This window comes from Micromonospora sp. NPDC047557, assembly GCF_043205095.1.
In the GTDB taxonomy this organism is placed as follows: Bacteria; Actinomycetota; Actinomycetes; order Mycobacteriales; family Micromonosporaceae; genus Micromonospora.
The window spans coordinates 339,267-347,238 of sequence record NZ_JBIDDK010000005.1 but is presented as its reverse complement, the minus strand read 5'-3'; the positions used below and the strand labels follow the sequence as shown (position 1 = coordinate 347,238).

The 7,972-nt window shown below is 71.3% G+C and carries 8 protein-coding genes; 3 read left to right on the top strand and 5 right to left on the bottom strand.

Going from position 1 to position 7,972, the window contains the following annotated elements; all coding sequences use genetic code 11:
• Positions 1-96: 96 nt before the first annotated feature.
• The 4 genes from ACGGAQ_RS16350 to ACGGAQ_RS16335 form a co-directional block, all read right to left on the bottom strand.
• The gene (locus tag ACGGAQ_RS16350) at positions 97-1,032 is read right to left on the bottom strand and encodes an acetyltransferase (RefSeq protein ID WP_393049660.1); all 936 of its coding nucleotides are present in this window, start codon (positions 1,030-1,032) and stop codon (positions 97-99) included.
• Positions 1,033-1,197: 165 nt separating this feature from the next.
• Positions 1,198-2,397, bottom strand: coding sequence for a low temperature requirement protein A (locus ACGGAQ_RS16345; protein ID WP_393049657.1), 1,200 nt, complete (start codon positions 2,395-2,397; stop codon positions 1,198-1,200).
• An 80-nt stretch (positions 2,398-2,477) separates the two neighbouring features.
• Positions 2,478-3,893 (bottom strand): hypothetical protein, encoded by a 1,416-nt coding sequence (locus ACGGAQ_RS16340; protein ID WP_393049654.1) that lies wholly within the window; start codon positions 3,891-3,893, stop codon positions 2,478-2,480.
• A gap of 48 nt (positions 3,894-3,941) precedes the next feature.
• Positions 3,942-4,835: an NAD-dependent epimerase/dehydratase family protein gene (locus tag ACGGAQ_RS16335; RefSeq protein ID WP_393049651.1), complete on the bottom strand. Its 894-nt coding sequence runs from the start codon at positions 4,833-4,835 to the stop codon at positions 3,942-3,944.
• Positions 4,836-4,955: 120 nt separating this feature from the next.
• Here ACGGAQ_RS16335 and ACGGAQ_RS16330 point away from each other — a divergent pair, with 120 nt between their 5' ends.
• From ACGGAQ_RS16330 to ACGGAQ_RS16320, 3 genes are all read left to right on the top strand, one after another.
• Positions 4,956-5,366, top strand: coding sequence for a VOC family protein (locus tag ACGGAQ_RS16330; RefSeq protein WP_393049648.1), 411 nt, complete (start codon positions 4,956-4,958; stop codon positions 5,364-5,366).
• 284 nt (positions 5,367-5,650) lie between these two features.
• Entirely contained in the window at positions 5,651-6,070 is a 420-nt protein-coding gene (locus ACGGAQ_RS16325; protein ID WP_393049646.1) for a PPOX class F420-dependent oxidoreductase, read from the top strand.
• 119 nt (positions 6,071-6,189) lie between these two features.
• Positions 6,190-7,509 (top strand): glycoside hydrolase family 18 protein, encoded by a 1,320-nt coding sequence (locus ACGGAQ_RS16320; RefSeq protein ID WP_393049643.1) that lies wholly within the window; start codon positions 6,190-6,192, stop codon positions 7,507-7,509.
• Positions 7,510-7,557: 48 nt separating this feature from the next.
• Here the strand turns inward: ACGGAQ_RS16320 and ACGGAQ_RS16315 are convergent, their stop codons facing one another.
• A complete protein-coding gene (locus ACGGAQ_RS16315) occupies positions 7,558-7,902 on the bottom strand; it encodes a hypothetical protein (RefSeq protein ID WP_393049641.1) in 345 nt (114 codons plus the stop codon).
• Positions 7,903-7,972: the final 70 nt, after the last annotated feature.

Here is a 7,972-nt window from a genome sequence, read left to right as displayed (position 1 = left end):
GGTGGACGCCCGCCCGGCCCCCCCCGCCTGCCGGGGGGGGGGCCCCCCCGCGCGGGGGGGGGGGCCCCCGGGGGCCCGGGGCCCCACCCCACGCGACTACGGCGTCCCGACCCGCGCAGCCGTCTCGGCAGGCTCAGCCGCCGCCTCGGTCGGCGGGGCGAACAGCACGCGCGCGCGGAGTTGCCGGAACCCGGTGCGCTCCAACTCCGCGAGCACCGCGACGCGGTGGGCGTCCACGTCGGCGATCACCTCCCGGGCGCCTCCGGCGGCGAGCACCCGGACCGCCTCGGCCAGCAGCTCACCGCGCGCCGCGTCGTCGAGCAGGCCGAGGTACGCCAGCAGTGGGTAGCAGGCGTCGCCGGCCGTGCCGACCAAGCCCACGGGCTGCTCGCCCGCCACGCCGACGCGCCAGTTCTCGGTCGACTCCCCCAGCCAGGCCAGCGGATCGGTGGCCAGGTCGACGCCGCCGACGGCACGCGCGATCTCCGCGCCGGTCAGCACGTCCGGCTCGGCGACCCGGGCGACCAGGGCGTTGATCTCGGCAGTGTCGACGGGCGGCCGGAACGTGTACCGGCCGGAGGTCGTCGGCAGCGGCGTGCCCGTCCACGAGCACCGCAGCCGCTCACCCACCTCGACCAGGCCGGCGAGTCGGGCGGCCTCCATCGGCGCGGTGACCACGGCCAGCACCTCGGGTCGACGTCGCCAGTGCGCGGGCAGGGCCGCGTAGTACCGACCGGGACCGCCCAGCGCCTCGTGCGCGGCACGCAGCAGCGCGGCCCCCACCTGCGGCTCGGCGGCCAGGTCGAACCGCTCCAGCCAGGGAGCGCCCACCGCCCCGGGCGGGAGCAGCCAGGCCGCCCGCCCGACCACCCGGCCGTGGCGCAGGGCGATCCAGGTGTTCTCGGGTCGGTAGCCGCCGCCGGTGATGCCGTCGGCGTACGCGACCTGCCGCAGTTGGGGCAGCGGATCGGGCATGGAGTCGAACAGGTTTTCCTCGCCCGCGACGAGCGGGCGGATGACCAGACTGGTCATGGCGGACCTCCGGAAAGCTAGCGCCCCGGGTCAGATCCGCGTGGACGCCGGTGCGCGGAGGGGGCGCAGAACATCGGACATTGTTCTGACCTCCTCTCGGCTCGACGGCGTGCCCGCCAACATACGCGAAGCGCCAGCAGCCGCACAACAGTCTTCGGGCTCGGCTCACAGCGTCGGGTTGGTCTCCGCGCCGCGCTTGTGGACCCGCCCGTCGGCGACGGCGATCCCGGCCAGGATCAGTGCCGCCACGGCGGTCACGGCGACCGGCGGGAGAAGGACGCTGGGCAGCGCCGCCACGGCCAACACCAGCGCACCGACGATCAGCATCCAGCAGCGCCGCGCGGAACGGTACTTGCGCTCCAGGTAGCTCCGCCCGATCAGGAACAGCACCGGGCCGCCGAAGATGATGGCCACCAGAGCCCAGTCGATGGGCGGGTGTGAGTCCTCGATGACCTGCCCGAAGCCGACCGCGGTGCAGATGATGCCGCCGACGATGAGCAGCAGGCTGTAGCTCGCCCACCGGGACAGTTGCAGACCCTCACCGCCGGCGCTGCCGGTGGCCTGCCGGCCCGGCCCCACGTGGTAGAAGTAGATCCGCCAGAACGAGACCGTGGCCACGAAGGCGGCCACGAGGGTGATGGTCCGCTCGGTCGAGAAGCCTGGAAAGCTGACGGCGGCGCCGGTTTCGAGCACCACCTCGGCCAACGCGATCATGAAGAACTGGTTGTACCGCTCCGCGAGGTGCACCTCGGAGACCGTGACCAGGTTGGCGAGCGGCGCACGGCCGATACGCGGCACCGGCCAGTGCGAGGCCGCGCCGACGAGCTCGACGGCGAGCGCGAGCGACCAGAGGACACCACGGCCGAGGCCGCCGTCGATGCCGCCACTGATCCAGAACACCCCGGACACCGTGTGCCAGGCCAAGACCCGGAACGAGAACATCTGGGCCGGGTGGCCCCGCAGGGCGAGCGCCAGGTAGAGCGGTCTGCCGAGCTGGATGACGACGTACGTGCAGGCGAAGATCATGCCGCGCTGGCCGAACGCCTGCGGCAGCGAGACCGCCAGCACCAGTGTGCCGAACATCGTGGCGAGAAGAACGACCTGGATTTCGACCCGGCGAGGGTCGTAGGTGCTGGCCAGCAACGCGTTCAGCGACCAGATCATCCACATCGCTGTGAAGAACAGCAGCGTCTGGCCCGCCTCGGACAGCAGCGTGTGCCGGACGATGGTCAGGTCGTCCGCGACCCGGCCGGCGAGGCGGGCGAGCGCGAAGACGTACACGATGTCGAAGAGCAGTTCCAGGACTGTCGCCGAGCGTGGGCTCCTGCTGTCGGCCAGCCCGCGCATCCGGGTGCGCGTCAGCATGGCCGCACCCCCTCGCCGACCCGGTCCCGCCTCGTACCCGTTGAGGGGACTTTATCCCGGTCTGTCGGTACGCCCGGTGGTTATGCCGGATCGCCCGGAGGACGGTCGCCGACGCCGGCTCGCGCCCGGCCGACGCCGCGCCCCCAGCGCCGCCACCGCCTCGTTCGGGCGGTCCCCCGCCTCGTCCGGGTCTGCCGGGGCCGACGGTCCGTGCGAAGGCCCGCACGGCCGAGCAGCCGGATCAGCAGCCAGCAGAACAGCGCCAACGCGCCGAACAGGGCGATGGTCACGATCCGCCAGCGCATGCTGTCGACCTGGAGCATCTCCGGCAGCAGCGCGGCGACGCCGGCGACAGCGGTGACCGCGAACAGCCACTGGAGGCGCTGTTGGAACAGCGCCGTCTGCAACCCGAAGAGCTGGCTCAGGTTGCTGCGCAGCAGTTCGAGGCGCTGCCGGGCGGCCTGGAGATGCCGGGGAACCCGCAGCCCGTCGATGAGGAACGTGGCCACCGCGATGCGCATGGGATCGCGGTACATGAGGTCCACGTTGCCGACCTCGGCCAGCCCTCGGCTCAGTTGCAACTGCACCCGCGCCAGTTGGGTGATGCGCGCGCCGAGCGAGTGACCCGGCCCGACGAGTTCGTCGCGGTCGTTCGGGTCCACCCCCACCCACAGCTGACAGAAGAACCACTGGGCGTGGATCTGGCCGTACATGTCCTGGACCATGCGGGCCGCCGCCGACGCGCCCTCCACCCCGTCGTGCAGGACCGCCACGGTGGACCAGCCGGTGGTGCGGACCAGCAGACCGGGCAGGCGCAGCGGCCCGTCGTCGGCCGCCGTGCCCGGGGTCACCGGCAGGGCGGAGAGCCGCAGCAGCGACTCCACGAGCGGTTCGTTCTCGGCCCGCTCGGGACCGCGCAGGACGAAGAACTGGCGCATGTTCTGGAACGGGTAGCGGCGTTCCCGGGGTTCGAAGCTGGCCGACTCGCGCAGGATGGCGCGGACCGCCTGGACGTGGGCGGACACCGTCAGCCCACCGTGCTCCCGGGGCTCGGCCTCGATCACGCTGAGGTGCCCGGCCAGGTTCGGCGGGAAGGTGTCCAGGTCGCGCAGGTGCCGGAAGTAGTCCAGGGTGTTCTCGCGCACGAGGTCGTCGTAGAACCGGCAGATCTCCTCGGTGCTGACCGCCGGCTCCGGCGCGGCGAACCGCAGATCCACCGAGATCACGCCGAGCGCCGGGTAGATCACGATCTGGGTGCTGGTCGCCCACGTCGTACGGCCGATGCGCACCGCCGACGTGCCGAGGGAGATCTGCAACACCGGCGGGTGGGTGGCCAGGTAGGAGATGTTGTAGGCCCGGGTCTCCTCGTGCTGGACGACGTCGACCGAGGTGGCGCCCAGTCGGGCCAGCAGCGGGAGCGCCGGTTCCACGTCCTGCACCGTGCCGCCGAGGTCGAACTTGACCGGCACGTACACGTGATCGATATCGAGGGCCACGCATACATTCTGGTCGTACGGCACAACCGGGTTACGCGCCGAGGCGGCCTACAACTGGTCGACGTGGTCGCGCCACGAGTGCCGGGGCTCGTAGCCCAGCACCCGCCGCGCCTTGTCGATGCTGAGCAGGGTCTCGTGCTCGCCGAGGTCCTTGCGGATCTCGACACCCGGGTAGACCTCGGCCATCAGGCTGGCGCTCGATGAGCTCATGACGGTGTCGGCGTTGGCGATGATGAACACGTCCGCGCCGGGCCGGTCGTACGCGAGCGCCCGCTCGACCGCCTGGGCGCCGTCGCGGGCGTCGATGTAGCCCCACAGGTTCCACCGCCGCGACCACGGATCGGCGTCGAAGGACGGGAACGGCAGGTAGTCCTCGACGTCCATCACGTTGGAGAACCGCAGACCCACCATGACCAGCTCCGGGTCCCACCGGCAGAAGTGCCGCGCCATCTCCTCCTCAAGGGCCTTGTTCAGCGAGTACGTCGACTCCGGTCGCGGCGCGTACTCCTCGTCGACCGGCGCGTACGGCGGCGGGGTGTCGAACGGCAGCCCGAGCACGGTCTCGCTGGACGCCCACACGACCCGCTTGATGCCCGCCGCCCGGGCGGCGGCGAAGACGTTGTACGTGGCGGCGGAGTTGTTCGCGAACGTCGCCGCGTTGGACATCAGCCCGGGCGCCGGGACCGCGGCCAGGTGCACGACCGCTTCGACGCCGCCGGGATGCTCGTCGGCGCCTCCGGTGAACGCCTCCACCACCTGCCCGTAGTCGGTCAGGTCGACGAGGAGGAACTCGCCGTCGACGTCGCGGGGGTCGCGCCCGCCGACGCGGTCCACCGCCAGCACGTCGACGCCCACGCCGCGCAGGTGGGCGACCACGGCGCGGCCGAGCTTGCCGGTGGCGCCGGTGACGACAACGCGTCCGGGCAGTACGGGATCGGTCATGGCCCCATCCTCTCCGGCCGGCCGGGACACCGCACACGCGGGTGCGTCCGCGCCCGCCACCCGCCGCATCGATCAGGAATCGAGAAGTACCGGCCGAGGGCCCTACCTAGCATGGCCAGCATGGACATCACCATTCACACGACAGTTCTTCCGCACGTCGACCCGGACGCCTCCGTGGCCTTCTACCGCGACGTCCTCGGCTTCGAGGTCCGCAGCGACGTCGGGAAGGGCACGATGCGGTGGATCACGGTCGGCCCTGTCGACCAGCCCGGCACGTCCATCCTGCTGGCCCCGCCGGCCGCTGACCCCGGCATCACCGAGGACGAGCGGCGCACCATCGCCGAGATGATGGCCAAGGGCACCTACGGGTGGATCCTGCTGGCCACCCGGGACCTGGACGGCACCTTCGAAAAGGTGCAGGCGGGCGACGCCGAGATCGTCCAGGAGCCGACCGAGCAGCCGTACGGCATCCGCGACTGTGCCTTGCGCGATCCGGCCGGCAACATGGTCCGCATCCAGGAATTGCGCTGAGCCGTGTGCCTCGCCGCCTGGGGCCGCGCACGCACCGAGGAGCAGCGCCTGAACGACCTCGCACGACTCGGTCGCGTGCCGGACCTGCCGTTGGTCGCGGCGGGAGCGACCGAACCGACCAGGGATCACGAGGTCGACGGGGAAAGACACCTCGCCAGGTCGGGCTTCCCCGTCGGCGACTGAGTCCCCCGGCCTCCCGCACGCCGTGATCCGCGTCCTGCCCTGCGCGGGCCGGCCGGGTGCGTACCGTGCAGGGGTAAACGCTCATGCGAGGAGGAGCCTTCATGTCCAAGCCACCGCTTCCCGAGGCCGCGGTCGAGATGCTGCAGAAGCCGAACCCGGCCGTCATGACCACGCTTCGCAAGGGTGGTCAGCCGGTGTCCGCCGCGACCTGGTACCTGTGGGAAGACGGCCGGATCCTGGTCAACATGGACGAGAGCCGCCGCCGGTTGGAGCACGTCCGCAACGATCCTCGGGTCGCCCTCACGGTGCTGGACGAGGCCGGCTGGTACACCCACGTCAGCATCATCGGGCACGTCGGCGAGTTGCGCGCCGACGAGGATTTCACGGACATCGACCGGCTGTCCCGGCACTACACGGGCAACCCCTATCCCCGGCGTGATCGCGGTCGGGTCAGCGCCCTGATCGAGATCGACCGTTGGCACGGCTGGGGGTCGCTCAAGGACAACAGCCAGATCGGCTGACCGTCCGCCGCGGGGATGGCGGCGGACGGACGGCTCTTGACCGCACAGCGTGATCGGCTTAACTTCATCAATCAGATAAGTGTCTTTACTATTCTGCTTGATCCCTCGTGGGAGTGCCGATGCGACAATTGCGTCACCGCCGCCTCACCGCCGTCGTCGCCCTGGCGACCCTGCTGCTCACCGCCGCCCCGCCCGCCGCGGCGAGCGCCAGGCCCGACCGCCAGCCCGGCTACCACCGGGTCGGCTACTTCACCCAGTGGGGCATCTACGGCCGGGCCTTCACGATCAAGAAGCTCGACGCCTCCGGTGCGGCGAGCCGCCTCACCCACCTCAACTACGCCTTCGGCAACGTCAGCGAGGACGGCCGCTGCTATGTGGACGGCGGGCCGGGCGAGGGCGACGCCTGGGCCGACTACCAACGGCCGGTGTCCGCCGAGGAGAGTGTCGACGGCGTCGCCGACGCCCCCGGCCAGGCGCTCAACGGCAACTTCGGCCAGCTCGCCAAGCTGAAGGCCAAGCACCCCGGTCTCAAGGTGCTGATCTCGCTGGGCGGGTGGAGCTGGTCGACGTACTTCTCCAACGCCGCCCGCACCGACGCCTCCCGCAAGGCGTTCGTCTCGTCCTGCATCGATCTGTACCTCAAGGGCAACCTCCCGGGCAGCCCGGGTGCCGCGGCGGGCGTCTTCGACGGCGTCGACCTCGACTGGGAGTGGCCGAACTGGGACGGCGAGCCCGGCAACGTCATCCGCCCGGAGGACCGGGAGAACTTCACCAAGCTGCTGGCCGAGTTCCGCCGGCAGCTCGACGCGTACGGTCGCACGACCCGCGCGCACCACCCGCTGACCGCTTTCCTGCCGGCCAACCCGGCCACGATGGACGCCGGCTACGAGGGCCGCAAGATCTTCAAGTACCTGGACTTCGCCACCGTACAGGGGTACGACTTCCACGGCGGCTGGGAGGCCGTGGCCAACCAGCAGTCGGCGCTGCGCGTGCCGGCGGGCTCGCCGGACAACCCAGACTTCTCCGTCGAGGTGGCCATCGACGGCTGGCTCGACCGTGGGGCGCCGCGCGACAAGCTGGTCCTGGGCATCCCCTACTACGGTCGCGGCTGGACCGGCGTCACCGGCGGCGGCAACGGCCTGTTCCAGCCGGCCGCCGGGCCCGCCCCGGCGACCTTCGAGGCCGGGTACGAGGACTACAAGCAGCTCAAGATTCTGGCCGGCAATGGCTACACCGTGCACCGCGACCTGCGCGCGGGGCACGCCTGGCTCTTCGACGGCACGACCTTCTGGACGTACGACGACCCGGCCGTCGTACTGCAGAAGATGCTCTACATCCGGCGGGCCGGCCTGGCCGGCGCGATGGTCTGGTCACTCGACGGCGACGACGACAACGCCACGCTGACCAAGACGATCGGCCTCGGCCTGACCACCCGGTAGGCGCACCCGACGCCCGTGATCATGTGATGACCACTGAGCATCACGTGATCACGGGCGCTGCTCCTGGGGCGTCAGCGCACGCACCGCGGCCTCGATGAGGGCGGTCACCTGAGCCATGTCCCGCGCACCGCGCACGTCCACCTCAGCCGACCAGCCGGGATGGTCGAGCTGGACCGTCACGTCCTCCCTACGGTGGGTGAGCCAGCCGGCGATCGCCTGGACCAGCACCATGACGGCGCCGGCGTCGTCGACGACGACACCCAGGACGTCGGACGGGGTCGTGGTCACCCCGTCCCGTAGCCGGTCCTCGGCGCGCAGCCAGGACGCCAGAGAGCGCCGCGCATCGGCGGACGGAACATCCGGACGGACCGAGAGCGTGATCGTCTCCGGCACGGTCTCCCCTTTCCAGACGACGACAGGCCACCCGCCATCCTGCCAGCCGGACCCGGCCCCGGCATCCCGC

What these genes read in the sequence shown, in the direction of transcription:
- ACGGAQ_RS16350 (WP_393049660.1), bottom strand. Translation starts at nt 1,032, where the DNA reads ATGACCAGTCTGGTCATCCGCCCGCTCGTCGCGGGCGAGGAAAACCTG.
- ACGGAQ_RS16345 (WP_393049657.1), bottom strand. Translation starts at nt 2,397, where the DNA reads ATGCTGACGCGCACCCGGATGCGCGGGCTGGCCGACAGCAGGAGCCCA.
- ACGGAQ_RS16335 (WP_393049651.1), bottom strand. Translation starts at nt 4,835, where the DNA reads ATGACCGATCCCGTACTGCCCGGACGCGTTGTCGTCACCGGCGCCACC.
- ACGGAQ_RS16330 (WP_393049648.1), top strand. Translation starts at nt 4,956, where the DNA reads ATGGACATCACCATTCACACGACAGTTCTTCCGCACGTCGACCCGGAC.
- ACGGAQ_RS16325 (WP_393049646.1), top strand. Translation starts at nt 5,651, where the DNA reads ATGTCCAAGCCACCGCTTCCCGAGGCCGCGGTCGAGATGCTGCAGAAG.
- ACGGAQ_RS16320 (WP_393049643.1), top strand. Translation starts at nt 6,190, where the DNA reads ATGCGACAATTGCGTCACCGCCGCCTCACCGCCGTCGTCGCCCTGGCG.